The organism is Pseudobutyrivibrio ruminis HUN009, from assembly GCF_000703005.1.
Lineage (GTDB): Bacteria > Bacillota > Clostridia > Lachnospirales > Lachnospiraceae > Pseudobutyrivibrio > Pseudobutyrivibrio ruminis_A.
The window spans coordinates 293517-320513 of record NZ_JNLH01000001.1; the positions used below are offsets into that span (position 1 = coordinate 293517).

Consider the following 26997-nt stretch of genomic DNA (forward strand, 5'->3'; position numbering starts at 1 on the left):
ATCAGCAACATTTACTTGTTGCAATATTTATCAATAATTCCTCTGTACTCGTGATCTACGAAGTTTTCTGGCTTTGCAATATCAACAGCTGCAAGATATCCAGAACGAGTACACTGATCAACCTGACCTGGTCTGATTGAATCACCTACAACGAATACCTCTGCATCGCCTGCAGCAGCTTTTAATTCATCGTAAGGAACAGTCTTCATACCAAGTGCAAAAAGAATTGTATCTGCCTCAAGTGTCTGCTCTCCATCAGCATTCTCAACTCTTACTCCATCTGGTAAGATTTCAAGACATTTTGTCTTTGGCATTGTCTTCATGCCATAGTTTTCCATCTCCCAAACAAGAGCTTCACGGTAGCTACCGAATGCCTCGTTTGCAACACGGTCAAGCATTTCAACAACTGTTACTTCATGACCTAACTTTGTAAGGTGTAATCCAGTTTCGCAACCTACAAGTCCTCCACCGATCATTACAACCTTCTTGCCAACCTTAAGCTCTCCATCATAAACTTCCATAGCCTGATGAGCATTCTCGATACCCTTAATTGGTGGGCATGATGGAAGTGAACCTGTAGCAATGATTACTGTGTCTGCCCCAAACTCTTTAATGAAATCTGGTGTAACTTCTGTATTGAGACGAACATCAATATCACGCTTTTCAACTTCGCGGATAAGTACGTTCTTGAAGTTACGTAGGTCTGGCTTATCAACATCGATATCTGTGAAGTAAAGAAGTCCTCCAAGATTTCCCTTCTTCTCAACAAGAGTTACCTTATGTCCTCTGTCGAATGCTGTGATTGCAGCCTGAAGACCTGCAGGGCCACCACCAATTACAAGAACCTTGTTGCTCTTTGTTGCAGCTGGAAGTGTAGCTGGGTCAAATGGTAAATGTGCAAGAGGATTGATTCTACAATGACCTACATAAAGAGCAAGCTCCTCGCTTGTGAATGGTAAGTCTGTGTATCCTTCCTCAGGTGAACCTGGGAAACAAAGGTAGCAGCGTAAACATCTTCTGATGCAATCCTCTTCACCACACTTACATTTGTTAGCAAACTCTGGATCTGCAAGCATCTGACGGCCAAGAATAATGAAATCAATCTTACCTTCAGCGATTGCCTTTTCACCCATCTCTGGTGAGTTAATTCCACCAACTGCACCAACTGGAAGCTTTGTATACTTCTTGATAATAGAAGCTGGTTCGATGTTAAGACCGTGCTCATGGAACATAGAGCTTTCTGTACCAGACTTAACTGAATCCTCGTAAATACCACATGTTACGTGAACAGATGTAATGTAATCCTCAACCCAGCTGATAAACTTACCTGTCTCCTCTGGTGTGATACCATTTGGCTGGTGATCAGTTCCATCGATACGAAGCTCGATTAAGAAGTCAGGGCCTACTGCTTCACGCATAGCCTTGATAATCTGAATTGGGAATTTTGCACGGTTTTCAAGCGATCCGCCGTATTCATCTGTTCTTGTATTCATAAGTGGGCTTAAGAACTGTGTAAATAAGAATCCGTGACCACCATGGATAAGTACACCATCAAAGCCTGCCTTCTGCATATAAGTTGCAGCTACAGCAAAATCATTTGCTATACGAGCCATATCATCTTCGTTCATAGCACGTACATGTACACCTGCTAAGTTTGTGCATTCTACTGGTCCGATTGCTTCTTCCTCTGGTCTGAAAGGAACCTTCTCCTTACCACAGTGAACAAGCTCTGCAAGAGCGATACAATCATGGCTCTTAATTCTTTTTGCATACTCTGCAACGGCATTGAAAGTTTCCATATCTTCCTCTGGCTTAGCAAAGTCGAATGGTCTAAAGCCTGGAATACGAACAGCATCTCTGAAGTTAACATCTGTCTCGCCAACAATAACGCATGCGTTACCGCCGATTGCGCCGCTCTCAAGCTTGCGATAAGTAAAATCTCTTGCCTCAGGATTCTGTACAATTAATCCGAATGCCATAGGCGCACTTACAATACGGTTCTTGTAAGTTACATTTCCAACTTTCATTGGACTCATTAAGTGTTCAAATTTCATGGTTTTTCTCCTTTTACACTTCTCCAGTAATTTTTCTGGCCAGCATTTCTGCTGGTCTGTTCCATAAGAATGAAACAACATATCCTACTAAGTAGATAGGAATGAATGTAGAAATCATTGCAAAGAAATATGCAACGACTGGAGCGTGACTCAAAATAACAACATTAAAGTAAGTAAGGAAAATACAGTTGACTACTACATACACAAGATTGACAATTACATTCACTAAAAGTCCGAATGGTAATGTATCCTGCTTTGCCTTACAAGCGCTTGCAAACTTTAATCCCCAAGGTACTGCTGGAATAAACATTCCAACAAAAAACGAGATTATATATGCAAGTGTAAAATTGATTAATAAAAGTTTAGGTACAACGGTACGTGTTGCGATAAGCTGTGCAGCTAAAGAAATAGCAAACGCTATAGGAATATTTGTTATCAATACGTTTAAAACTTTACATTTTTTGCTCATGTTCATTATCGTACATCTCCCTGTTATTTAATTTTTAGATACCCTTAAACTGCTTGTTTTTGTAGCGACCAATTTTGCTTGCTACGATTTCCCTGTTTTCTGGATTTGCAAAGAAACCGCCCTGGGTGTGAGCAATCTCTTCAAGATGCTTTGCACGTCCTGCTACTGTGGTTCTGTCCTTGATAAGGCCATCCTTCTGAATAACAAATTTCCATTTGCCATCAGCAGTCTGTTCAAGATTTCCACCTGCTCCACAAACCTGGCACTCAATTGGATAGTGAAGACCATCCCACTGCATCTCTCCAAGAACAAGTGCATTACTGTGGCAGTTTGGACACCATCCCATGTCCTCGTCACCAAGCCATCCTCTTTCTTCAACTGGAGTCTGGACTGCTTTGATGATGTTCTCACCCATCTTGTGAGCTCTTGCGATTAAATCATCCTTAAGAAGTACCTGAGAAGGGCCAGGAACCTGAGTTGCAAGAAGCATATCTACTACCTTGAAGTCTGTAGTAAACATTGTTGCCTGCATACCCTCAAGAGCCATTGCCTGCCATGCTCTTGTGGAACCACCCACTGAGATAAGACCTGCTACACGGTCCTTGTGCTCTATAGCACCGATTGTTTCAAGGAATGCTGTCTCGTAGCTAAGACTGCGCTGTGCGAATGTAAGATAGTTTGATGCTGGCATCAAATCATATGTTGGTGCTGCAAAAATTACAGCGTCCTGATTAAGCATGACATCCATAATCTTTTTCTTGTCATCCTTCTTATCGAGGATACATCCAACATGCTTACCCTGAGACATTCCGATAGTGCAAGAAGTACATCCTGTACAATCCAAAATGTTGTAGTCTCTGAGGTTGATCATAGTGACTTCTGCACCAGCCTCCTCACAGGCGATAAGCGCCTCCTTCAACAAAATTTCGCTGTTGCTGTCCTTTCTACCGGCAGCAACACCCATAACTTTAATAGCCATCATTATTCTCCTTTTACTTTTGTTTGATAAAAATATAACAATCTTTTTTTATATATTCATCAGACATAAATTCAATTAAATCTATAAAAAGGAGATTACTTTTCCGACATTTGTCTGATATACTCAGTAAGTATCCTTTGGAGGTTATTATGGAAGAATTGAACAACGAATTAGAAGATATGCGGGACTTTATTAAAAGTTATCAACAACTTCAGCAGAAAAAAGAATCCCTTTTCACCGTCCTTCGTCATGGACATGAATTAAATCTTATCCTACAAAAGGCGTATGGCTATTTGAATAATCCTATAAACATCTGTGATAGTAGCTTTTCTATTTTGGACTCCTATCCAACAGTTGATGATGCTCGTTCACTGGAAGTAAGAAATGATCGTCTTTCCCTAAAGAATGTCTTCTCAAGCGACATGAAAGAGTCAAATCTTACAGACCACATTTTCCACAGCATTTACCCATTTACAACTAAAGTAGATGCCTTTGAATATGACTGGGCTTTTGAAAGCATACGTATCAATCGAGCTGTTGTAGGATACATTTGCGTTAGAGGCATTAACAGAGACTTTACAGATGATGATTTAGAAATTATTCATCACCTTTCACATATTATTTCTGTCTATCTACAGAAAAATAATGCCTACATTAATCCAAACGGAATAACTGTAGACCGTTTCCTAAAGCAGCTTTTATTAGGACATTTCGAAAATGAAGATACTATCAAATCTCAGATTGGCTCTATCGGATATAAACCTAGCGCTTACTATTATTTGATGGCCTATGAATTTGTTGATTCTGATCCAAAGCTGCTATCAACAAACTATTTTTGTCAGCAACTCCAGTCCATATTTCCAGCTGCCATTACAGGAACCTACGAAGGACAATTAGTTACACTTCTTCCAGCAAAGCGCACTTCACCATTTAGCATAGCTACTGAAGACCGACTATCTACCTTCCTTACAATGAACCGAATGCTTTGTACAATAAGCTTCGTATTTACGGAACTAACGGAAGCACCAACTTACTTTGGTCAATGTAGATGTATTTTTAACATGGTTGATTTGGAAGAAAATATTGGAAATATACTTAGATATGGAGAGTATTGTCTCAGACACATTGCAACATTGTTGGATGATCCATCTCTTTTCCTTGCAACTATTCATCCTGCAATAAAATTTTTGCAAGCCTATGACATGGAAAACTCTACCGAATATTTGAATACACTAGAGACATACATAAAATGTAATAGGAGTGCTCCAGCCGCAGCCGAGGCACTCCACATACATAAATCAACTTTCTTTTATAGAATTGAGAAGATGAAGTCATTATTCAACATTGACATATCGAATCCTGATAACATGTTTGCTTATGAAATATCCCTTAAGATTTTGGATATTTCCAAGAAATACCGGTATTGATTATTCTGGCTTATACTCATCGAAGTCATAAGTAATTACGCCAAAGTCTGTTTTCTGCTCACGAATAGCAATTGATTTTGACATCTTCTTGATTTCATCAGCAGTTACTGAGCGACCAAGCTCATTTGAAAGCATAACACCTTCTGAAAGGAATGCAGTCTGCATTGCGATATAAGGTGAGTCAATTCTTGTCTCATCTGTAAGATCTCCACGGAGATATGAATACCAATGAAGCTGATTGTCATTGTACATTTCCATTTCTGGATGAAGGGCAAGCTCCTGCTGACCTGTAATATCACCGATTGCACACTCAAGCTTTGTATCAAAGAGACGTCCCTTTTCATCAACACCAAAGTACTGAAGTCTTGGCTTCTGTAAATCGCCACCACCTACGATAGCTCCGCCTTCAGGTACAGCCATTGGACCGCCTGTCTGGTCAACATCTGTAAACTTAAGACCACCAAGAGAACCTGCGATAAATGTTGAGCCAACTTCATCCATGTGAATAGCCCAATCCTCGTAAATATCCATTGAAAGACCGTTCTTAAAACGAGCGATAGCAACAGATAAATCTTCAACTGGTGTATGGCAGTTTACTGCGTCATCAATCTTCTTATCTCTCCAGTAATCACATGTAGTTGTACCATAAACGCTTTCAAGCTCTGGCATACCCATTACATAAAGCATCTGAGCTAAGTGATAAATACCAAGGTCGAAAAGTGGTCCGTGTACACCAACCTCTGGATCTACGAAATCACGGCTGAAGAATGGCATATCATAGCCCGGACGGCCCTGACGTCTGTGACCTACTGAACGTGCGTGATATACCTTACCAAGCTTTCCATCAGCAATCATTTCCTTAGCAATACGTGTCTGTGGATTGTAGATTGAGCTAATCTGGATAGCAAGCTTCTGACCATACTTCTTCTGAGCATCATATAAAATCTTTGCATCTGCATAGCTAGCTGACATTGGCTTCTCAGAGTAGCAAGGGAAGCCTGCTGCCATAACTGCTGTTGCAACTGATGTGTGAAGGTTGTTGTGTACACATACTTCTACTTCATCAATATCATCTCTCTTTAACATCTCACGGAAGTCTACATAAAGATCCTTCTCATCGATGCCGTACTGCTTGCCCCAAGCCATAAGTCTATCCTTATCAATTTCTGCTGCAGCTACAACCTTTAAATTCTCGCCTCTCTTGTTGAGGTTCTCAATTACTGTCATATGACGATGTGAAATCATACCACATCCGATAATTGCAATTCTTAATTCTTTTTTCATTTCTTACTCCTTACATTCCGCCTGGTTTAATAAGTTACTATTACCATCCTAAAATTCTTAAATATTCACGGCTACGACGAGCACACTCAAGTGGCTCAAGTTCGTAGTGCTCATCCTGCTCTACGATTACCCAATTTGCATTTGCCTCAAGTGAAGCTTCAAGAACGGGCTCCCAAATCATCTGTCCAAAGCCTACTGGACGGAATCCAAAGTATCCTGTATCGCCTTCTGACTCTTCCTCTTCAATTCCGATAAGCTTGTACATATTCTTAACTTCACCCTTCTTGATGTAATCCTTAAGGTGAACTACTGGAATACGATTTGTGTACTTCTTAATAAATTCAGGTGCTTCTCCTGTAGCAACATCACACCAGCATGTATCAAGCTCTGACTGAAGGTTCTCAGCTGGAATGCTGTCGAACATTTCATCATAACCCCACTTGCCATTTGAAAGCTTTACGAACTCAAAGTCATGGTTGTGATAAAGGAAAGTCATTCCTGCGTCATGAATCTTCTTTCCAACTTCATTTAAAAGTGGAAGGAATTCCTTAAATCCTTCTGGATTAACTGGACGATATTCCTCTGCCATGTACGGCATAACAAGATACTTAACACCGATAGTTGAGTAATCCTTGATAACCTTATCAATGTCATCCATCATTTCAGCGAATGCTACATGAGCTGAAATTGGAATAAGACCTACTTCATCTAATGTCTTCTTAACGAACTCTGGCTCAAGTCCATAAAGACCTGCAAGCTCAACACCGTCATAGCCAAGTTCTTTAACCTTTGTCATTACTTCTTTAAAGTTTTCTGGTGTGTTTTCAAGTAAGTCTCTAAGACCATAAACTTGAATACCAACTGGTAATTTCTTACTCATCACATTTCTCCTTTACTACTTATCTATTACTTTGTTTTTACATTTCCATATGCATTTGTATCAACTGGCCAAATTCCAGGATTGAAATCTGCATATGGCTGTTTAAGTTCTTTAAGATTCTTAATTGTTCCTGATGGCTGAGCCTGTGTCTTAATCTCTGTAGAATGCTCTAACTTTCCACCCCAACGAAGACGTGAACGATCAAGCTCTTCCTGTGTATAGTGCATTACAAATTCACCGTCAACGATATCGAAAGTACCAATGCTACCACATACTAAGCATGAAGCTGTCTTCTTATCATGTGCAAACTGAATAAGTCTTGTGTGGCAGATTGGGCATGTACCTTCTTCATCTCCACGATACTTGATTCTCTCATCCTCATCTTCTGAATTGATTGACTCTACAATGTTCTTACCTACACGAGTCATTCTCTTCATCATTTCTGGATTGCCTGCAACGTTCTCGCAAGCCATTGCACCATAATATTCAACTGTATCAACAACATCAATTCCCATTGGGAATGTAAATTCAAACATCATTGGAAGTGTAAGTGCAATCCATTCCTCAGTCATAGCACCACCAACAGAAATGAGAGCTGCAGAACGCTTCTTAAATGCACGTGCATCTGGAAGCTTCTCTTCTGGCTCACCAGCAGCCTTACCTTCATCATATCTAGCTTTTCTAAATGTAATATCATGGCTAGGTCCGATACGATCACAAATTGTCTTGAAACGACCTGTTACAGATGTTTCATAAGTTGGGCAAGCAAGAATAACTGCATCTGCCTGCATAACAGCTTCGTCAAGAATATCGAAATCATCATGTTTTACACAATATCCACGTCCTCTGCCAGTCATTGTTCCGATTGTACAAGCGATGCAACCAGTACAGTTGCTGATATCTAAATCATCTGCTCTGATGAATGCAACATCGCAGCCTTCTCGCTGGCACTCCATAAGAGCTTCCTTTACCATAACATCGCAGTTGGACATCTTACGTCCAAATGAAATGCCAAGAACTTTCTTTTTTTCCATAAAATTATTAACCTCCGTAGTACTCCTTGTTTATAGGAATAATATAGTGTAATAAATAATCACCATCTTTTATTTTGTTACATATTCTTTTGTCAAATTTTGCAATCAAAAAAGCTTTTTACAAATGAACGCAATGGGTGTTTGTTTTTCATTGCAGTCTTCTGGTATTAAAAAAGCTCCGCAAAATGCGGAGCTTTAAGCTAATAATTATTTTTCATATTGATGAACACCATTTTCAAGATCATTTCTGATTTCTTCAACTTTTGCTGGTGTTAATTTGTACCAGAACATTGGAACAATTGAAAGCATACCAATTACAAATGGAATAAGGTTAACTACTGCATTGATTCCCTGTCGAGCTGCTGCTGTCTGCTCAGCCAATGGAACATAACCTGCTACATCCAAAAGAAGGATACCTGCTGAGCCGCAGATAGCTGTTGCAATCTTAACACCAAAGCTAAGCATTGATGCTGCAACACCTTCCTGACGACGGCCAAGCTTCCAATCACCATACTCAAGTGAATCACCCACAAGACCATAGCAAATACCTGATGCAGAATTGCATAGACCACAAACAAATGAAATACCAAGTAATACAGGCATTCCTGCGTTTGGAAGGAAGAACATTGCAAGGAAGCCAACATTCATGACCATCTGAAGGATGATTAAGTAGCCCTTCTTTGTAAATGTGTTTGTTCCCCATGGAAGCATGAAGCTACCAATAAGCTGCGCAACAGTCATAACTGTGAAGAATGTTGCAATGTGTCTGAAATCACCAACTACATAAATTATATAGAATGTAAGAAGTCCCATACGGCCTGATACACAGATTGTTCCAAGTAATGTTGCAAGTACAACCATAAGAAGCTGATCGTTCTTTACAATTTCTCTCATTGCCTGGAAGAAATTAAGTTTCTCTGTCTTACCCTTGTTTGCATGAAGCACATCTGTATATTTTTCTTTACAGATTGTTGCACAAATCCAGAATGGAACAAGTAATACTACTGCCATGATTATTGCGAATCTGAAATAACCCTGAGCATCTGCCGCCTCAACACCTGGCTTAGAAAGCTTTAAAAGAAGTGGTGCAGCTGTTGCAGAAAGTACGATACCAATAACAGATGAACCAATATTTCTGCAAGTTGCAAGAAGCATTCTTTCTTTTGAATCGATAGCAACAACGTTCTGTAATGCCTGATAAGCAATTGAACATGCTGTATATGCCATACCTGTTCCCACATAGCAAAGTAAGCAAACAATAACCTTTACCGCACCTTCCATTGGCCATACTGTAAATGTCAAAATGTTAAATATTGCAAGGAATGGTGGAGCAAAGTATAAGTATGGACGAAATCTTCCCCATCTAGTGTTTGTTCTATCTGCAATAGAACCCATCATTGGATCGTTAATTGCGTCCCAAACACGTGCAATTAACATGATAAGAGAAATTGCTGTTGCCGTTAAACCAACAATATCTCTGTAAAAAAGTGTAAGGTAGTTGTTAATCATGTACCATGACATTTGACAACCAACCTCTCCAAAAGCATATCCTACTGCCAGTTTAGGATTAGCCTTTCTCTTTGCGGATGCGTCAACTTTAGCCTCTGTTGACAATGTTACATCGCTCATTTGTAAATACCTCCCTTTCGGTCCTTTGATGATAAGATATTAGCATCAAACTTGATATCTACTTTATTTTCCAATTTCAAATACTTGTTATATATTGCAAATATTAGCAACCAAAAAAATGTGTGCAATGAAATCATATCATTCATTGCACACACTTTGTTCACAATTTTTCTTATTCAAATTCGACAGATTTACCAGTACGAGCTGACTCTCTTGCTGCTTCCATAAGTCTAAGAACACGTCTTGTTTCTGGTATCTTTACCAAGAAGTCTTCCTGACCTTCATGAGCATTCTGGTAGTTTTCAAAATAGTTCTCATGAGTTGTATCAGCAATTGGAAGTGGCTCTGTGATAAGCTTTCCTGCTGGTGGTGGACCAAATGAACGTGTTGGGCCCGCTGCAGTCATGGTTCGCTGTCCACCTACATTCTGAAGTAGTCCGTTTGTACGAACAATTGCTCCCTGTGGATCAAATCCATCTAAGTATGCTGTACCTTTGTTTCCACCCATAATCCAATGACGTTCAAACCACTTGTTATCCATCTTATCTGTAAGGAAATATGTACCGAGCTCAACCTCTGCCATAATTCCATTATCAAATTTCATGAGGATTTTAAAGTAATCATCTACTTCAAAATTGATTACGTTTCTAACATCTGCAAATACTGTTTTAATCTTTGCTCCAGGCATCATCCAAAGCATCTGATCTAAAAGATGTACGCCCCAGTCAAAAAGCATTCCGCCACCTTCTGCAACATATACATGCCAATCATGCATGTTTCCATTGAATCCATAAAGGCTGCTCTTGATTGTATAGACATCACCGAGTGTCCCGCTGTCAAAAACATTCTTCATTGTACGGAAGTCTTTATCAAATCTTCTCTGATGATGAACTGTGAAGTTTACTCCACACTCCTCAACTACCTTTACCATATCATCAAGTTCTTCAACACTCATGGCAACTGGCTTTTCACAAATAATATCTTTGCCAGCTCTTGCTGCCTGAATTACCAAATCATGATGTTGATTGTTGTTTGCTGCAATTAATACAACATCAACTTCAGGGTCATTAAACATTTCCTCATTGCTAGAATATCTCTTAATTCCTTCTTTTACATCTTCAAGCTGCTTTGGATCAATATCTGAAATACCAACAACTTTGTAGCCATCAAGCTTTGTAAGCATTGTTTCATGTTCGTGTCCCATGAAACCATGGCCAATAATACCTATTCTTATTGTTTCCATTTAAAACCTCCTATTTATTTCAACATAGCGCTATTAAAAAATCGGTATATTTTATGATTAAAATATACCGATTCTCAGTGTTTTATTCTCTTTTATACTTTTAAATATTTTATATATTGTTGCAATAATGATTTTAAGAGGTTTTTCATCTGCAAGAAAACAATGTAGTTTATTGCGGCCACTTTAAAACTCAGGGAATATATGCAGTGCACAGAACTCCTCAGCCTGCAAATCAATGTTTAAAGTAAGTACATTGCCCTTTGATTTAATGAGTGTTCTTGATAAATCTGGAACGCACTTGTCGCGAAGAAACTTAACGTCTGATCTTTCAAGTCTGCTATCGTTATCGAACTTTGCCCATTCATCAATAATAGAACCATTATCCTGGTTTACAGTTCTCTTCTTGACGTAGTATCCGCTATTTTCACTAACACCCTTTAATTTGATTTCCAGCTTTTTATTATCATGAGGATCAAAGTATGCCTTTGCATCTTCTACAGTAGACTGGTTTTCAGCATCAATAAAATAGCTAGAATTGTACCAAACAGTATTGAAACAAATGATTTGATATTCATCATCTGCAACTCTTGTGACAATGTAGTTATCACCTCGCGCAATTACCTTTGAGCCAAGACGGTTTAGCATCTTTAGTGCATAGAAAATTGGCTTTCTGATTGTTTCTTTTGAAACTAATCCGCCACCACCATTGATTACTCTTCTAGCTGAATAAGAGTTACACTGCCAGTCTGTTGCAATCCACATACCAAATATTTCTGCTTCCATTGCATGCTTTACAATATTTCTGATAAGGACACAGCCTCTGAAACAGCTATCATTTAGATAGTTTTGGTTGGATACTGTAATATTCCATTCACTAACAACAAGCTTTTCATGAGGGATGTTTAATTTGTCCATTATGCCATATAGCTTTTCAAATTCATGACCTTCAAAATCTCTGTCCGCCGAACGAACGAATCCAGTCTTTTTAACTGAATCAACCGTGTAATGCTTAGTCATGTATGGGAAGAATAATGCTGATAAGAAATCAGGTTTATTCTCCTGTGCATATAGCATAGCAATATCCTTTTCCAAATCGCTTACGTCTACAGTTCCAGTAACGCCAGCACCTGTGCAGTATCCTAACTGAGCATCTGGTGCTACAGCTTTAAGCTCTTTGGAGATACATGAAAATGCTTCACCAAAGTTCTTTCTATCATCTGTAAGGTTTGTGTAAGCAGCATGGACACCTTCCATACCTACTTCAAAACGCCATCTAGATACTTCCTTTTCTCCGTATCTACGTACCAGACTTCTGAAGAATGATTTGTAAAGATTTTCCCAAACTCGCCTATCCTTATATTTGATAGAAATATCTTCGAACCATGCTGTCTCCTCAGAATTAGTAACATTGGCATATGGTCGATTTGTAAAATCAAGCCATGGAGTAATTCTGTTTTCTACCAAGAAATCCAAGGCTTCAAAAATCATGTCAAAGTTGTAATCTCCGACAGTAACACCATCAGATACCATTGTCTTTGTGTTGAATACCATAAAGATTCTGGCATATGTGAAACCTATTTCTTTTGCCAAATATTGAATGTGGTACTGAACATTGGCATTTAAAATATCATGAATAAATCCAACATTGAAAAGCTTATTCCAGCTGCGCTTTAAATCAGATGACTGCTTAACATCGATTTCCTCCACTACTTTAGGTTCTATATCAACGGATGTTTCATTCCATTTATAGTCTGCCTGAATAATCTTTTTAACATCCTCATCAATGTTGTTTGTATTTTTTTCTACCTGCCCCTTCATCTTTTGACGATACTCAGTAGGAGCCATGTTGTATATGTCTCTGAATACCTTTGTAAATGCAGAAGCATTTGAGAAACCGCAATCCATGGCAATCTTTGTCATGTTCTTTTCAGTGTATAAAAGCTCGTCTATGGCATAGCGAGTTCTTACCTGATTAACATATTCTGCAAAGTATGTACCAGTCTGTTTCTTGAACAATCGAGACAGAGTCGAAGTAGAGGTATACATCTGCTTCGCTAAATCAGAAAGGCTGATGCCGTCCTGATAATTTGTATGTACATAGTGGATGATGATTTGAAGCTTTTCATCTGCATCGAAGTTCTCTGATATTTCTGTGTTTGTATCATCCACCATATGATGCTCAATCAGCTCATCAAGAAGCTTGTAGAGCATACTATATTTAAGGCTGTCTGTTCTTTTAAAGGAAGTGACCTCCTGATATATAATGTCACGACAACTATTAATTATTTCTTTATAAGACTTTGTTTTATCTACTGAACTGTTGCACAAAAAGAAGCTGTTTGGCTTTTTCAACATATGCACTAATATTTGATAATCGTACATAATTGAACATACTATACTTTTCTCAACCGTCTCTATGCTGTGCTGGATACTGGAATTGATAACCATTACATCATCACGGCCAAGTGTAAAGACGGTATCTTTTATTTTTACATTTATAGTCCCCTCAACTATATACAATAATTCAACATCAGTATGAAGATGCTGAGGTTCAGAGATATTTCTATATACGTTTACCTTAAACTGATTGAAACTGTTCATTAGTACTCCTTAGAATTAGTTTTCGACAAACATTATACAATAAGAAATAGGGAGAAGCAAAAAGCCTCTCCCCTGTTTTCAACTTAGTATACTATTAATCAAAATCAGCATTTGTTACAGATTTTACTGTACCAGTTTCAAGATATTCATCAACAGTATCTGAGTATACAAATAATGTTCCTGCCTTCTGAATATGACCTTCCTCTAAGGAACCATCTAAAATACCATTGCAAACGTAAAGCATCTCAGATGCTGTATCATTAACAGAACCTGTCATAACCATACCACGAAGTGGGCACTCATCATTAATTGATGTTTTGATAAGCTCTGCCATAGCGTTATCACCGTTGATAGCAAAAATTGCCATATCAGAATAATCCTGAACTGGTGAGCTAAGGCCTGTTAAATAGTTGTTTGCACCTGTAGCAATGTTTGAATGAGCAGTTAAAATAACCTTTGTTGAATCATCTGTAGCAAAAAGGTTTTCTGTTGCCTTCATACCATCATCTACAGTCTCATCCTGGCATTCAACTTCCTTTACAAACTTTGCCTTTGTAGAGAATTCCTCAATCTTATCAAGCTCGTCTGCCTGAATTACACCAGTATCAGCTGTTCTACAAGAAAGAACAACTACTGGAACTGAATGGTCGTCAGCATCTGCATACTTTTCATCAATCCACTTTGCAGCAAGCTTACAAGCATAGTCAGCAAGTTCTGCATCGTCTGAAACCATAAGTGCATCGTACTCTGATGTAGGTGCAACGAATGCTACAAACTTAATGCCTTTTTCCTGACACTCAGTAACAATTCCGTCCATTGACTCTGGTGCTACTGACCAGCAGAATAACACATCTACACCCATTGCTATGAAGTTTTCGCATGCTTCAATCTGAGTTGTTGGATTGAACTCACCATCTGCATACTGAGCATCATAACCAGCTTCTTCAAATACTGTTACAAATTCATCTGCTAACATCTGGAAGAAATCTCCACCCAATCCAAATGTTACGAAACCAACTGTTTTGCCCTCACCTGGCTTATCAGCTGACTCTGTTGTTTCAGATTTAGAATCTGAAGTTGTCGCCTGAGTGTCACCTGTCTTTGAGCTTCCGCATCCCGCGAACAAGGAAGCAACCAAAGCTACTGTCATTACCACTGATAATAGTTTCTTTTTCATTTAATACCCTCCAATTATTTTGTTTTTTATATACTCTTCTGTTCTCTATTGCTAAGGTAAAGTGAGAATAGCATGATTAATCCCTTTGCAATGTACTGTGGATATGTACCGAGATTAATAAGCTGCATACCATTTGCAAGAACACCAAGAACATATACCGCTACAATTGCCTTCCAAAGTGTACCCTCACCACCTTTAAGAGCAACACCTGAAAGAACACAGGCTGTGATTCCAGTGAACTCAATACCTACACCAGTGCTTGAGTCAGCGGAACCTGAACGAGATGCTAACAATACTGCAGAAATACCAACCAAAATACCTGCCACCGTAAATGCTAAAACTTTGATTTTAGCTACATCTAATCCAGCAAGTCTTGCTGCTTCAGGATTATCTCCTGCTGCATATACATCTCTACCAATTGATGTCTTTGTTAAAACGAAGATTGCTATTGCAACAAGTACAGCCATGATAATTACATTTAAAGGAATAACCCCAATCTTTCCCTGGCCAATATACATAAAACTCTTTGGCAAATTATGGAATGTCTTAGATCCAGATATTAAATATGAAATACCTTGGAAAATTGCCATTGTACCCAGTGTAACTATCATTGCATTACTTTTTAAAACAAGTGTCATCAAGCCATTAAAGCTTCCCAATATAGAACAAACAACAATTGCCAATATTACAGCTACAGGAACTGATACTGTTCCATTAGCTAAAAGCTTTGTGCAAAGTACTGCCGCTACTGACATTTGATATCCAATTGAAAGGTCACAGCCGCCACTTACCATGATGATAAATACTGCTGTTGAACATACTGCCACGTGAACATTCTGTACCAAAATATTAGTAATATTTAATGGTGTTAAAAACGCAGGTGACATTATGCTAAAAAATACCATTAATACCAAAAGTAAAATAACCATAGACCAATCAGAAATGATTCGCCCAATAGATTTCTTATTTTTCATTCCATTTTCCTCCTACAATCCAGACGCTTTCTTCAAAATTGTTTGCTGGTCATATTCGCTCTTTTGTATTTCACCAGCAAACTTGCCTTCATGAATCACTATGATTCTTTCAGACATTCCTAAAAGCTCCTCCATATCAGAGGAAACCATTATGATACTCTTACCCATTGAAGTAAGTTCATTCATAAGAGTATATATTTCGTGTCTTGCGCCAACATCAATGCCTCTGGTAGGCTCGTCAAAAATTAAGATATCAGGATTTGCTGCCAGCACTTTTGCAATAACAACCTTCTGCTGGTTTCCTCCTGATAAGCCTCCTACCTTCTGTTTAAGGTTTGGTGCCTTAATCTTCATTTTGCTTCTATAACTTTCAGCTACTTCCACTTCCTTGTTAGCATTCATAATGAAATGTCTGCTTAATGTTTTTAAGTTGGAAATAGAAATATTCCAAAGTATAGATTTATCCAAGAAACATCCCTGATATTTTCTATCTTCCGGAATGAGTCCTATGCCTTCGTGCATTGCTTCTCTAGGAGAATGTGGGTTTATTTCAACACCATATTTCTTTATAACTCCTGAGGATTTAGGAACTACTCCATAAATCATCTGCATGATTTCTGTACGTCCAGCTCCTACCAATCCTGCAAACCCTAGAATCTCTCCCCTGTGTAGTTTAAAGCTAATGTCGGAAACGCCATTACCTGTCAGGTGCTCTACTTCAAAAATAACTTCATCCTTAGCAGGCTCCTTTGTTGGATATGTTTCCGAAAGCTCTCTACCTACCATATATTTAATAAGGTCATCCTTCGATGTATCTTCAATATTCACTGTTGTGACATACTGACCGTCACGAAGTACCGAAACTCTATCACAAATTTCAAACAGCTCCTCTAATCTGTGAGATATGTAAATTACCGTTACCCCATCGGCCTTAAGCTGTTTTACTAATCTATAAAGATTCTGTTGCTCGGCAACTGTTATCGATGCCGTTGGCTCATCCATGATTATGATTTTTGCATTCTTTGAAATAGCTTTTGCTAATTCCACTATCTGTCTGTTTGCCATAGACAAGTCTCTGATATATGCATTTGGATCGATATTACTGTTAAACTTATCAAGCAAAGCCTTTGTCTTTTCATATCTGGCCTTGTCGTCAACAATTAATCCGTCCTTTACTCCTGCAAAAATATTATCAGCAACTGTTCTCGCTTCCATCTGTATCATTTCCTGATACACAACAGCGACCCCCAATTCGATCGCCTGAGATGGTTCTAATTGCGAATACTCTTTTCCCTCAATTACCACCGAACCTGATGTTGGTTTAATGGCTCCTGATATTGTTTTAATAAAGGTAGATTTTCCTGCTCCATTTTCTCCAACTAGTGCATGAACTTCTCCCTTTTCAAATGAAATTGAAACATTATCAAGAGCCTTAACACCAGGGTAATCTTTGGTAATATTCTTTAACGATAGTATTTCCGTAAAATCACCCCCATTTTTCAATTATTACTCTCCAATTGCCTTTGCCATAGCTGCCTGATGACGACGAACCTGCTCGATTGAATCTACATCAAGATCCATTCTAAGGTGCTCTCCGCCTTCATACTCTGAGCTAAGGAATCCTGTGTAACCAGCCTTCTTATATGCTTCAATTACCTCTGGAATAGCTACTGCTGTCTCCTCCAAATCTTCGTGTACATTGTAGAACTTAGCATGTGTATGGAAGATATAATCAATGTTATCGATAATATCCTGTGGCTCAGACCAAGAATATGTAAATGATGTACCTGCATATTCCAAATCTGCTGGGCCGCCGCCTGCAGCCTTTACTGCATCCATCATCTCAGCCATACCATTCGCCATACGATATTCCATATTGGCTTTACCAAGATTTAAATCATACTTAATCTTAGTAAATCCCTTAGCTACTCTATTTGCATAAGCGTCATCAACAATCTTGATGCATTCTTCTTTTGCACCGTGACGACGTGCCTTATCACGAACAACATCTGGAATGTTCTTGCAGAAGATACCCATATCTGGAACAAATCCGAAGTACTTAGTGCCAGTTCTGTTTATCATTTCCATATAGCCATCTGCCCATCCCGAGTTGAGTGAGAATGGTGCATGTACCTCAAGACCAATCTTTACACCCATCTCTTCTGCATATGGTAAGCTTCCCTCAATTACATCCATAGGAGTAGAAACCAATGTACGAAGTACTGGGAATCCTAGAAGTGATGCTAATCTGATATCGCGATTCATCATATTTACCTGCTCTTTAAGAGTAAGAGTACGATTATCGTATATACGGTTTTCTAAGAACGCATCGTAGCATGCTGGAGTAAGATTGTACTTTTTCATCCAGTCAAACCACTGATCTCTGAAATCCTGTGTCTCGATTGGAAGTGGGAACTTTCTAATCATTTGCTCTGCAAGAAGCTCAACGCCTGTTGCACCTGTTTTCGCTGTCTCTCTAAGGCATCCCTCTAAATCAAGCTTTCCAAGATAAAACTCATCCTGATAGCTGTAGAGAGATACGCATCTTTTAATATCACTCATTTTTAGTATCCTCCCTACTAAATTTCAAATTCAATGTTGCATGGTGCCTCAATCTGGAATGGCATGTATGAAGGTGCAATAATCTGCTTTCCTACAATGCTGTGCTTACCCTTTGCAAGGCCACCTTCTTTTTTAACTGTTACTGTTGCATACTCGCCAAATTCCCAACGATACTCTGGGTCAATGACTGTTCTGCATTCCTCCAATGTAAATTTCTCACCATTTACTGTAAGTATAATGTCATCTCGATTTACATCCTGACCATCAACATTAAGAATGATGTCTCTTAAAATTGAAAGAGTAAATGAACGATAGTACTGCGCCTTCCAATCAAAAGAGAAGCCTACAATCTTTCCATTCTCTTCTACATTCTTAAAGCTGGCTGGATCATATATTGGTCTTCCTGCCATTTTCTATTCCTCCCTAAAACTTTAAATCTAATTCTCTACATATTCTGCTGCTTCCATACCTGCGATACGTCCTGTATTTACTGCGTATCCCATTGAGTTACCTGGAAGAAGGAACATGTAGCTATCTTCGTAAATATTGCATGAATCAGCACCAACTGCATAAAGACCTGGAATTGGCATGAAATCTTTATCACATGCTTCGCAGTTCTCGTTAATTCTGATTCCACCAACTGTGCCGTATCCGCCTGGACGAATAGCTGCTGCATAGTATGGCCCCTTCTTTAACTTCTTTAAGTACTTATAGTTCTTGAAGAACTCTTCATCACGGCCTTCACAGTAATCGTTGTAGTCATCAATTGTTTCCTCAAGTACCTCTGCATCAACACCAATCTGTGCTGCAAGGTCTTCAATTGTTTCACCCTTGAAGAAATTCTTTGAACCTCTTGCAAGAATTTCGTCCATTCCCTCAAGGAAATCTGAAACATCTGCATCTGGGTTAACAAGGTTTGTAACCTCAACGCCCTTCTTCATATATGTCTTTGCAATTGTTGAATCGATAATGCTGAAAACAACTTTATCCTTCTGGTGGCTTGCAACATTGCTAAGGTATGTTGTGTTCTGCATGAACTCTTCGTTCATAACACGCTTAGCAAACTTGTTTACTAAAAGGTTTGGCTGCTTAAATACATTGAGAACGCTTGCTCTTGCTTCCTCACCAGCACCTGGATCACAAGCTGCTTCAATACGAACCTGAAGGTGATCTGCACCAGCATCCCAAGCCATCTTTAAGCCATCACCCATGATTCCTGGAATAGCAAAGTTAAACACATCCTTCCCCTGCTCAACACCGATTTCATCAAGGATGAACTGTTTATTGCATCCAGCGCCACCAGTAGCAATGATTGCTGCCTTACACTGGATTGTGAATTCCTCACCAGCCTTGTTTACTGCAACTACGCCGCAAACTTTTCCTTCATCATCCTTAAGAATCTTCTTTCCAGATGTCTCAAGAAGAACTTTAACTCCAAGTTCCTGGGCTCTCTTCAAAAGAGCTTTGTTCATATGACCTGCTGCACGTGGACCAATTTTGTTACCAGTCTTAACGATGTGCCATGTTGCTTCTGACTGTGGGAAATATTTGAAAGCGCCTTCGAATTCTACGCCCATATCCTCTAACCACTCAATTGTCTCAGCAGACTGCTCAAAATATCTTTTTACAAGTCTTGCATCAACGTTGTAGTGAGTGTAATCCATGAACATGTTAAATGCTTTTTCTACTGAAATATCAATCATTTGCTGCTGCTGATATTTTGTTCCAATTCCAAGTGGTCCCATACCCATGTTGGCAGCACCACCTGTGATAGATGCTTTTTCAATAACAATTACATCTGCTCCATCTTCTGCCGCCTGAACTGCTGCCGACATTCCTGAAGGACCTCCAGCAATTACGACGATTTGTGTTTTTAATTCTTCCATTACTTCTCCTTAAATCTTCAACCTTGTTTTAGGATTTTTTTCTTATACATAACTTAACATCACCACTTAATCTCAACCTTTTTATTTTTCCTGAAACCTTATCTATTATTGCAATCAAAATCACGGCATAAAAAAAGCGTGCAACAAATAACTATGTATTGTTGCACGCCTCAAATAACCTTTTATTTAATTAGAATTTTCCTACTTTTGTGCGCTTTTTTGGCAACTTAGGAAGCTTTGCCGCAGTCTTAATGCAGCCCTCATCACATGCTGCAACGCATTTGCCACACTGTTCACAAAGGTCCTGATCTATCACATGAATAAATCCATCTTTTCCTTCAATTGCATCCTCAGGACAAGCGTCAATACAATCGCCACAGCCCTGGCACTCATCTGGATCAATGTAGTAAAGCTCTGCCGCTTTATAGCACTTACCACACTTACAAACCTTTCTTTTAATATGCTCTTCGAACTCTTCTGCAAACAGCTCCAAAGCTGAAACTAAAGGCTTTGTCATATTCTGACCAAATGGACAGTAAGCTCCAATAGAAATAAGCTCTGACACTTCCTTTATCAAATCGACATCTGTCATCTTCGCTTTTCCAGTAGTCATCTCTTCAACAATCTGATTGAACTGAGATGTACCTTCTCTACAAAGCACACACTTACCACATGAGGCGTCCTTGGCCTGATTCATAAGCTTTACACAGCTCTCCACAATACAATCTTCATTCGTATATACGGTAATAGAACTGTACTTTTCTGCTGCTTCAATTGAATAATCAGCAGCATTTGATGGCAAAACAAACTCACCTTTTAAACCGCCAAGAAGTAAAGCTTTTACTCCATCCAAAGAAATAACTTCAGAAATCTTTGTTCCTACATTAACCTTCTTTACATCTGTTTTATCACCATTGTTGATTACAACAAATTTCTCGTCTGTACCTTTTGCGATGCCATATGCAGTCTCTGGTGTTATTACAAACACTTCCTGATTTTCATATTCAGCTACAAAGTCATCCTGAATCATAGGACGAGGAAGATTTCCTGATAATACCTGCGCAACAGAATATGGATTATTTAATGTTGGAGATACATATCCTGTGTATCTAACCTCACCATCTAATCCTTCCACATCTGTATTCTCTGGAAGCAAATACATCACCCTTGCATCGATATTTGCCGCATATTTTTCCACACCTGTCACTACATCTTCAAGATAATTCTTTAATAAATATATAGAAATAGGTGCCTTAACATCATCACTTACACAGCTAACAACTAGTAGTTTTTCCATTACTGTGCTCCTCCTTCCTCTGCAACATAATCACTCCAGAATTTCTGTGGAGATATCTGTAAACGAAGGTCACACTGTAAGCATCTGCTAGCTTCACAACCTGCTTTACTGCAATCAAATCCAAGGTCCATTGGCTCAAAGTTATTAACTCTGCTATCTGCTGATGTGACATTAGGTTCACATCTATGCGTCTTTGTAAGATTCTCGTTTTTGCCAATATATGGGTTTGCAATCTGTTCTGGTGCAAGACTTTCTTCAATGTTTCCATCACCACCAAGATACTTATCAATCTCTGATACAGCTGCTCTTGCCTCCGCAATTGCTGCTATAACTGAACGAGTTCCTGTTACTGCATCACCTGCTGCATAGATTCCATCTACAGATGTTTTATGACCATCACTTACAATGATTCGTCCTCTGTTAAGATCTAATCCAAATTCATCAGTGATATCTGGATGCTGGCCAACAGCAAAGATAATAGTATCTGCCTTGAATGTAACTGTAGAATCTGGAATTCTTGTAAACTCAGGGCCCTTAGGTCCAAACTTTAATCCCTCAATTCCTGTAACTGTAAGTCCTGTAACCTTACCATTTTCCGATTCAATGGCATCAAAGGTTCTAGAATTTTCTACAATAATTCCATCCTCCTTTGCCCATGCTACTTCTTCAGCTGATGCTGTCATCTTGTCTGGAGCCTCAAGACAAGTCATAATAACATTCTTTGCGCCTAAACGACGTGCAGACTCTGCACAGTCAATTGCAACATTTCCACCGCCAAGAACAACAACATTCTCTCCTACTGGAAGTGGATTTCCTAAATTGATAGCTCTTAAGAAATCAGCATTTAAATAAACATCTGGTAAATCATTTCCTTCAAGTGGAAGTCTATTTCCAGCATGTGTTCCAACAGAAACAAATACTGCGTCATACCCCTGTGCCTTTAACTCAGCTGCTGATTTAACATCACTATTGCACTTAATCTCTACACCGATAGATTCGATTTCAGCTATTTCTCTGTCAAGAACCTCTCTTGGAAGTCGATATGAAGGAATTCCATATCGCATCTGTCCTCCTGCCTGAGGTAACTTTTCAAAAATAGTAACCTCATGGCCAAGCTTCTTTAAATAATAAGCCGCTGTTAATCCTGCTGGGCCGGCTCCAATAACTGCAACCTTTTTACCAGTTGCCTCTTTCATAAATACATTAGCCTTCCAGCTTCCATCATCCTGGCTTGCCGCAAATCTCTTGAGGTTTCTAATAGAAAGAGGTCCATCAAGATGATTTCTCTTACACTGAAGCTCACAAGAATGAACGCAAATATATCCAAGTGATTCTGGGAAAGGTGCTTTTTCACGGACTGTAGCAGCTGCTGCTGGATAGTTTCCTTCTTTAATGAATCTAATATATTTTGGGACATTAATATGTGCAGGGCATCCTTCGCTACATGGAACAAGTGTCATTTCTCTGCTTAAACCTGGATCATCCTTAAACACACCAACCTTATCTCTGATTGAACCCGTTGGGCAAACCTCTACGCATGCTCCACAGAACTGGCAGCCTGCCTCTTCAAGGCTATTACCGTTGATAACAACTTTCATCCTACCATCAACTTTTTCGAATTTTAATGCCCCAACACCTCTCAATTCAGAGCAAGCACGAACACATCTGCCACAAAGAATACATCTATACATTTCATGAAGCATCAAAGGATTTGATTCATTTTCGATAGTTGGAAGCTTCTGACTTCTCAAATCACGTCCACTATCACCAACATACTGTGAAATAGATGCTAATTGGCATTTACCATATTTAGGGCAACCAACGCACTCACTAGGATGTGTTTTAAACATCAAATCAACTGAAAGCTTTCTAACCTTTTCAGCTGTTTCATCCTTAGTGCTGATAACCATTCCTTCTTTTACTTTTGTTGAGCAAGATGTAATAACACCATCTACTCCATCCTGTTTTACAACACAAAGACGGCATCCGCCATTTGGATGTAAATCATGATGGTGACAAAGATGTGGAATATATATGCCATTATCCAAGGCTGCCTCAAGTACAGTCTGGTTTTCATCAGCCACAATAGCTTTGCCATCAATTATCAAACTAACTGTCGCCATAATTAAAGACTCCTTCTAAATCTAATCTTAATGTTTGCATTTATTTTATTCAGAATGAGTCTTACCTGCTTTTATATTTTTTTCCTATTTGTTTTCTCATTTTGCATAGGCCCTGCTGATTATTTAATATTGCAACACATGCTTGTTATTTATTGCAACAAAAAAGCCATAGACTTTTGGATTCTACAATCTCAAAAATCTATGGCCAAAATAACCTTAAAAAGCCTTTATTTACTTGTTCTTAGCAAGGATTCTGTATAGGAATGTAAATATGATTCCAGCTACAGAAAAGCTTAATGCAATTATAAATGCCTGCTGATAAGCACCTGTTGTTGCATATGTATTTCTCATAATTTGTGGACCAAAATATCCTGCAAGTGCAAAACCAATGAACATAATTCCATAGTTTACGCTGTTGTTCTTTGGACCGAACTGGTCTGCTGTGAATCCTGGATAAACACCCATAAATGAACCAAAGCTGATTCCTACGATTGCAAGACCAACATAGAACAAGCCTGCTGCTGAGGTTCCGCAATTATAAAGAATTATTCCTCCAATGCAACCAAGCATACATGCAATCATAAGTGTATTAATTCTTCCAAGCTTATCTGAAATGTAGCCTGCAAGAATTCGTCCAAAGGCGTTAAAAAGTGCAAGTAAAGATACGGCAAGTGAAGCCTGTACTGCTGTCATTCCAATCATGTTCTGAGCAACTGAAGATGCCTGAGAAATGATCATCATGCCAGAGAAAGCACCACATGTTAATAAAAACAGCATCACATAAAATACTGGTGTCTTAAGCATTTCTTTCCAGTTTTTGTTTACTACATCCGCACTTGCTCCAGCTGTATTTGAAGTATATCCTGCAGGTGTATATCCTTCTGGGCACTGTTCCAAAAACATACAAGAAACAGCAATAAGCACAATAAAGATAATGCCAACAAGCTTGAATGCAAAGCTTGCATCTGTTCTTGAAACAATTGCTGTAACAATTGGTGGTAAAATTACTGAACTTGCACCATAAACCGCTGTTGTTATTCCACCAATTAATCCTCTTTTATCTGGGAAGAATTTGACGCATGTAGATATAACACTTCCATAGGCCATACCAAGACCAAGTCCACCGATAATACCGTAAGTGACAATTAAATATCCTACACTTGTGGCAAATCCTGATAAGAACATGCCAAGGCCCCACATAATTCCTCCAACAAGAATTACTTTCTTAGGACCGAATTTGTCATTGAACCATCCTCCTGAAATCATTGTGATTGGTCCAACGGAGTTTGCAATAGTGTAAACAATTGCTAAATCACCTGGTGTGATATTGCCACCCATTGTGGCATTGAAATAATCTGCCATTGCGGCAGAAAAAACGCTCCATGCATAGATAGAGCCAAGGCAGAGATTAATAAAGCATCCTGCCAATAAAATAATCCATCTTTTTTTGTCTAAATTCATTTTATTCTCCTTCTAATCCTTAGGTTGAAGATTGGAGAATAATAATGAGTTATAAAATTTCGCAGCAATTGCATTCTAACTATAAAAAAAATAAATGTCAATTTGCATCGACATTTATTTCTATAGCTTATATTTTATTATTTTCTCTGTCTGTGTGTTTCATACATCAGCAAACTAGCTGCAACTGATGCATTTAAAGATTCTAACTGACCTTCCATTGGAATCTTTAGGTAGCTGGTTGCAAGGGCCGACATTTCGTCAGTCAGACCATTGCCTTCATTTCCAATCATGAAAGCTGTAGGGCCAGTGAAATCAAGCTCGTCGTAGAATTTCTCGCCCTTTAGGTGAGCAGCATAAACTGAAAGTCCATACTTTTCTTCAAGCTCTTTGATAGTAGCGCCTAGGTCTGAAACTATCATGTGTGGCACTCTAAAAATGCTTCCCATAGTAGAGCGTACAACCTTTGGCGAATAGATATCCACGGTGGTGTTGTTCATAATGATACCGGTAGCACCTGCCCCCTCAGCAGTACGAACAATGGTGCCCATATTGCCAGGGTCCTGTAACGACTCAAGAATAACCACATGAGCTGGCTTGCCTGAAGCAATGCCTAGCACATCATCCATAGTGAAATCCTGCATCTTTACAAGAGCAAGAACTCCCTGTGGTGTAACCGTGTCGCACATGGTTTTGAATACGTTTGTAGCCACCTCTTCTACGCGAACATTAGGAGCCTTTTCCTTTAGCTGTGAAAGGAAAGACTTGCCCTCGGCTGTGGATTCAAAGCCCTCTATGATATATACACTATCCAAAAGATTGGCTGGAACTTCTGCAACTGCACGAATTCCTTCAATCACAAAAAGCCTTTGAGCTTTACGCTCTCTGGCTTTTTTGTTAAGTGCAATAATATTTTTGATTTGATTGTTATTAGTACTTGTAATCATTGTTCAAAGATTTGCAAAGTGAGTACTGGTACTCATCAACGTCCTTCTTCATAGCAAGTGCCTCGTCGATATCGAAATCAACGAACTCACCATGTCTGTATCCAACTACACGGTTTGTCTTTCCTTCGCAAAGAAGGTCAACAGCCTTTGCACCCATAGTAGATGCATATACACGGTCCTTACATGTAGGTGAACCACCACGCTGCATGTGACCAAGGATTGTAGCACGTGTCTCAATACCTGTAGCAGCTTCGATACGCTTAGCCATAGATGTTGAGTGACCGATACCCTCTGCATTGATGATGATGTGGTGCTGCTTGCCCTTCTTACGTCCTTCGATGATGTGGTTTACAAGCTTCTGCTCATCATAATCATAACGCTCTGGAAGAAGTACATCCTCAGCACCGTTTGCAATACCGCACCAAAGAGCGATATAACCAGCGCCGCGACCCATAACCTCGATGATTGAGCAACGCTCATGAGATGTAGATGTATCACGAACCTTATCGATAGCTTCCATAGCTGTGTTTACAGCTGTATCGAAACCGATTGTGTACTCTGTACATGCTATATCAAGATCGATTGTACCTGGAAGACCGATTGTGTTGATTCCGTACTTAGAAATCTTCTGAGCACCCTTGAATGAACCATCACCACCGATAACAACAAGGCCATCGATACCTGCAGCGATTGCATTCATAGCAGCCTTCTCCTGGTACTCAGGATTAAGCATCTCTAAACAACGTGCTGTCTGAAGAATAGTACCACCACGCTGAATAGTCTCTGAAACGCTGTGTGCGTCCATATCTATAATCTCGCCTGAAAGTAATCCGGCGTAACCTCTTCTAATACCCTTTACCTTCTTGCCTCTAGCGATTGCCTGACGAACAACAGCACGAATAGCGGCATTCATGCCAGGAGCGTCACCACCTGAGGTAAGGACACCAATTGTGTTTACTTTATCTGCCATTTT

21 protein-coding genes are annotated in these 26997 nt (G+C 39.1%); 1 reads left to right on the forward strand and 20 read right to left on the reverse strand.

The features are described from left to right. Positions 1–11: 11 nt before the first annotated feature. Genes BO15_RS0101340 through BO15_RS0101350 form a run of 3 tightly spaced genes read right to left on the reverse strand, consistent with a single transcriptional unit; the run spans position 12 to position 3505 of the window. Positions 12–2054 (reverse strand): FAD-dependent oxidoreductase, encoded by a 2043-nt coding sequence (locus BO15_RS0101340; protein WP_052169703.1) that lies wholly within the window; start codon positions 2052–2054, stop codon positions 12–14. Positions 2055–2067: 13 nt separating this feature from the next. After that, positions 2068–2529 (reverse strand): hypothetical protein, encoded by a 462-nt coding sequence (locus tag BO15_RS0101345; protein WP_033151720.1) that lies wholly within the window; start codon positions 2527–2529, stop codon positions 2068–2070. Positions 2530–2557: 28 nt separating this feature from the next. Next, on the reverse strand, positions 2558–3505 hold the full coding sequence (locus BO15_RS0101350; RefSeq protein ID WP_330371995.1) for a flavodoxin family protein: 948 nt from the start codon (positions 3503–3505) through the stop codon (positions 2558–2560). 146 nt (positions 3506–3651) lie between these two features. Between BO15_RS0101350 and BO15_RS0101355 the strand changes: the two genes are divergently transcribed. Continuing rightward, the gene (locus BO15_RS0101355; RefSeq protein WP_033151722.1) at positions 3652–4929 is read left to right on the forward strand and encodes a PucR family transcriptional regulator; all 1278 of its coding nucleotides are present in this window, start codon (positions 3652–3654) and stop codon (positions 4927–4929) included. Here the strand turns inward: BO15_RS0101355 and BO15_RS0101360 are convergent, their stop codons facing one another. The 17 genes from BO15_RS0101360 to pfkA all read right to left on the reverse strand — a co-directional run bounded on the left by BO15_RS0101360 (position 4930) and on the right by pfkA (position 26994). After that, a complete protein-coding gene (locus BO15_RS0101360; protein WP_033151723.1) occupies positions 4930–6213 on the reverse strand; it encodes a Gfo/Idh/MocA family protein in 1284 nt (427 codons plus the stop codon). It lies immediately after the preceding gene. A gap of 40 nt (positions 6214–6253) precedes the next feature. Then, positions 6254–7093: a sugar phosphate isomerase/epimerase family protein gene (locus BO15_RS0101365; RefSeq protein WP_033151724.1), complete on the reverse strand. Its 840-nt coding sequence runs from the start codon at positions 7091–7093 to the stop codon at positions 6254–6256. Between the two features lie 26 nt (positions 7094–7119). Continuing rightward, complete coding sequence (locus BO15_RS0101370) at positions 7120–8127, reverse strand: NAD(P)H-dependent oxidoreductase (protein WP_033151725.1); 1008 nt, start codon at positions 8125–8127, stop codon at positions 7120–7122. 207 nt (positions 8128–8334) lie between these two features. Further along, on the reverse strand, positions 8335–9756 hold the full coding sequence (locus BO15_RS0101375) for an MFS transporter (RefSeq protein ID WP_052169704.1): 1422 nt from the start codon (positions 9754–9756) through the stop codon (positions 8335–8337). A 172-nt stretch (positions 9757–9928) separates the two neighbouring features. Next, positions 9929–10999, reverse strand: coding sequence for a Gfo/Idh/MocA family protein (locus tag BO15_RS0101380; RefSeq protein WP_033151726.1), 1071 nt, complete (start codon positions 10997–10999; stop codon positions 9929–9931). 183 nt (positions 11000–11182) lie between these two features. Continuing rightward, positions 11183–13600 carry a GH39 family glycosyl hydrolase gene (locus BO15_RS0101385; protein ID WP_033151727.1) on the reverse strand — a complete coding sequence of 806 codons (2418 nt, stop codon included), beginning with the start codon at positions 13598–13600 and terminating at the stop codon, positions 11183–11185. Positions 13601–13694: 94 nt separating this feature from the next. Then, a complete protein-coding gene (locus BO15_RS0101390) occupies positions 13695–14777 on the reverse strand; it encodes a sugar ABC transporter substrate-binding protein (RefSeq protein WP_033151728.1) in 1083 nt (360 codons plus the stop codon). A 26-nt stretch (positions 14778–14803) separates the two neighbouring features. After that, entirely contained in the window at positions 14804–15751 is a 948-nt protein-coding gene (locus BO15_RS0101395; RefSeq protein WP_033151729.1) for an ABC transporter permease, read from the reverse strand. A gap of 12 nt (positions 15752–15763) precedes the next feature. Next, positions 15764–17254, reverse strand: a complete 1491-nt coding sequence (locus tag BO15_RS0101400; protein ID WP_033151730.1) for a sugar ABC transporter ATP-binding protein — start codon at positions 17252–17254, stop codon at positions 15764–15766. 3 nt (positions 17255–17257) lie between these two features. Continuing rightward, entirely contained in the window at positions 17258–18313 is a 1056-nt protein-coding gene (locus BO15_RS0101405; protein WP_033151731.1) for a sugar phosphate isomerase/epimerase family protein, read from the reverse strand. A gap of 17 nt (positions 18314–18330) precedes the next feature. Next, positions 18331–18723, reverse strand: coding sequence for a C-glycoside deglycosidase beta subunit domain-containing protein (locus tag BO15_RS0101410; RefSeq protein WP_033151732.1), 393 nt, complete (start codon positions 18721–18723; stop codon positions 18331–18333). 27 nt (positions 18724–18750) lie between these two features. Then, the gene (locus BO15_RS0101415) at positions 18751–20199 is read right to left on the reverse strand and encodes an FAD-binding protein (protein WP_033151733.1); all 1449 of its coding nucleotides are present in this window, start codon (positions 20197–20199) and stop codon (positions 18751–18753) included. Positions 20200–20389: 190 nt separating this feature from the next. Next, positions 20390–21496 (reverse strand): NADH-ubiquinone oxidoreductase-F iron-sulfur binding region domain-containing protein, encoded by a 1107-nt coding sequence (locus BO15_RS12965; RefSeq protein WP_052169705.1) that lies wholly within the window; start codon positions 21494–21496, stop codon positions 20390–20392. Beyond that, positions 21496–23619 carry an FAD-dependent oxidoreductase gene (locus BO15_RS0101425; protein WP_033151734.1) on the reverse strand — a complete coding sequence of 708 codons (2124 nt, stop codon included), beginning with the start codon at positions 23617–23619 and terminating at the stop codon, positions 21496–21498. Before BO15_RS0101425 ends, BO15_RS12965 begins: the two co-directional genes overlap by 1 nt. Before the next feature lie 231 nt (positions 23620–23850). Then, positions 23851–25080: an OFA family MFS transporter gene (locus BO15_RS0101430; protein WP_033151735.1), complete on the reverse strand. Its 1230-nt coding sequence runs from the start codon at positions 25078–25080 to the stop codon at positions 23851–23853. A 137-nt stretch (positions 25081–25217) separates the two neighbouring features. Then, entirely contained in the window at positions 25218–26024 is an 807-nt protein-coding gene (locus BO15_RS0101435) for a TrmH family RNA methyltransferase (RefSeq protein WP_033151736.1), read from the reverse strand. After that, a complete protein-coding gene (gene pfkA / locus BO15_RS0101440; protein WP_033151737.1) occupies positions 26008–26994 on the reverse strand; it encodes a 6-phosphofructokinase in 987 nt (328 codons plus the stop codon). Before pfkA ends, BO15_RS0101435 begins: the two co-directional genes overlap by 17 nt. Positions 26995–26997 lie beyond the last annotated feature (3 nt).

What these genes read in the sequence shown, in the direction of transcription:
- BO15_RS0101350 (WP_330371995.1), bottom strand. Translation starts at nt 3,505, where the DNA reads ATGATGGCTATTAAAGTTATGGGTGTTGCTGCCGGTAGAAAGGACAGC.
- BO15_RS0101385 (WP_033151727.1), bottom strand. Translation starts at nt 13,600, where the DNA reads ATGAACAGTTTCAATCAGTTTAAGGTAAACGTATATAGAAATATCTCT.
- BO15_RS0101410 (WP_033151732.1), bottom strand. Translation starts at nt 18,723, where the DNA reads ATGGCAGGAAGACCAATATATGATCCAGCCAGCTTTAAGAATGTAGAA.
- BO15_RS0101415 (WP_033151733.1), bottom strand. Translation starts at nt 20,199, where the DNA reads ATGGAAGAATTAAAAACACAAATCGTCGTAATTGCTGGAGGTCCTTCA.
- BO15_RS0101425 (WP_033151734.1), bottom strand. Translation starts at nt 23,619, where the DNA reads ATGGCGACAGTTAGTTTGATAATTGATGGCAAAGCTATTGTGGCTGAT.
- BO15_RS0101355 (WP_033151722.1), top strand. Translation starts at nt 3,652, where the DNA reads ATGGAAGAATTGAACAACGAATTAGAAGATATGCGGGACTTTATTAAA.
- BO15_RS0101395 (WP_033151729.1), bottom strand. Translation starts at nt 15,751, where the DNA reads ATGAAAAATAAGAAATCTATTGGGCGAATCATTTCTGATTGGTCTATG.
- BO15_RS0101435 (WP_033151736.1), bottom strand. Translation starts at nt 26,024, where the DNA reads ATGATTACAAGTACTAATAACAATCAAATCAAAAATATTATTGCACTT.
- BO15_RS0101380 (WP_033151726.1), bottom strand. Translation starts at nt 10,999, where the DNA reads ATGGAAACAATAAGAATAGGTATTATTGGCCATGGTTTCATGGGACAC.
- BO15_RS0101375 (WP_052169704.1), bottom strand. Translation starts at nt 9,756, where the DNA reads ATGAGCGATGTAACATTGTCAACAGAGGCTAAAGTTGACGCATCCGCA.
- BO15_RS0101370 (WP_033151725.1), bottom strand. Translation starts at nt 8,127, where the DNA reads ATGGAAAAAAAGAAAGTTCTTGGCATTTCATTTGGACGTAAGATGTCC.
- BO15_RS12965 (WP_052169705.1), bottom strand. Translation starts at nt 21,496, where the DNA reads ATGGAAAAACTACTAGTTGTTAGCTGTGTAAGTGATGATGTTAAGGCA.
- BO15_RS0101430 (WP_033151735.1), bottom strand. Translation starts at nt 25,080, where the DNA reads ATGAATTTAGACAAAAAAAGATGGATTATTTTATTGGCAGGATGCTTT.
- pfkA (WP_033151737.1), bottom strand. Translation starts at nt 26,994, where the DNA reads ATGGCAGATAAAGTAAACACAATTGGTGTCCTTACCTCAGGTGGTGAC.
- BO15_RS0101340 (WP_052169703.1), bottom strand. Translation starts at nt 2,054, where the DNA reads ATGAAATTTGAACACTTAATGAGTCCAATGAAAGTTGGAAATGTAACT.
- BO15_RS0101345 (WP_033151720.1), bottom strand. Translation starts at nt 2,529, where the DNA reads ATGAACATGAGCAAAAAATGTAAAGTTTTAAACGTATTGATAACAAAT.
- BO15_RS0101365 (WP_033151724.1), bottom strand. Translation starts at nt 7,093, where the DNA reads ATGAGTAAGAAATTACCAGTTGGTATTCAAGTTTATGGTCTTAGAGAC.
- BO15_RS0101360 (WP_033151723.1), bottom strand. Translation starts at nt 6,213, where the DNA reads ATGAAAAAAGAATTAAGAATTGCAATTATCGGATGTGGTATGATTTCA.
- BO15_RS0101390 (WP_033151728.1), bottom strand. Translation starts at nt 14,777, where the DNA reads ATGAAAAAGAAACTATTATCAGTGGTAATGACAGTAGCTTTGGTTGCT.
- BO15_RS0101405 (WP_033151731.1), bottom strand. Translation starts at nt 18,313, where the DNA reads ATGAGTGATATTAAAAGATGCGTATCTCTCTACAGCTATCAGGATGAG.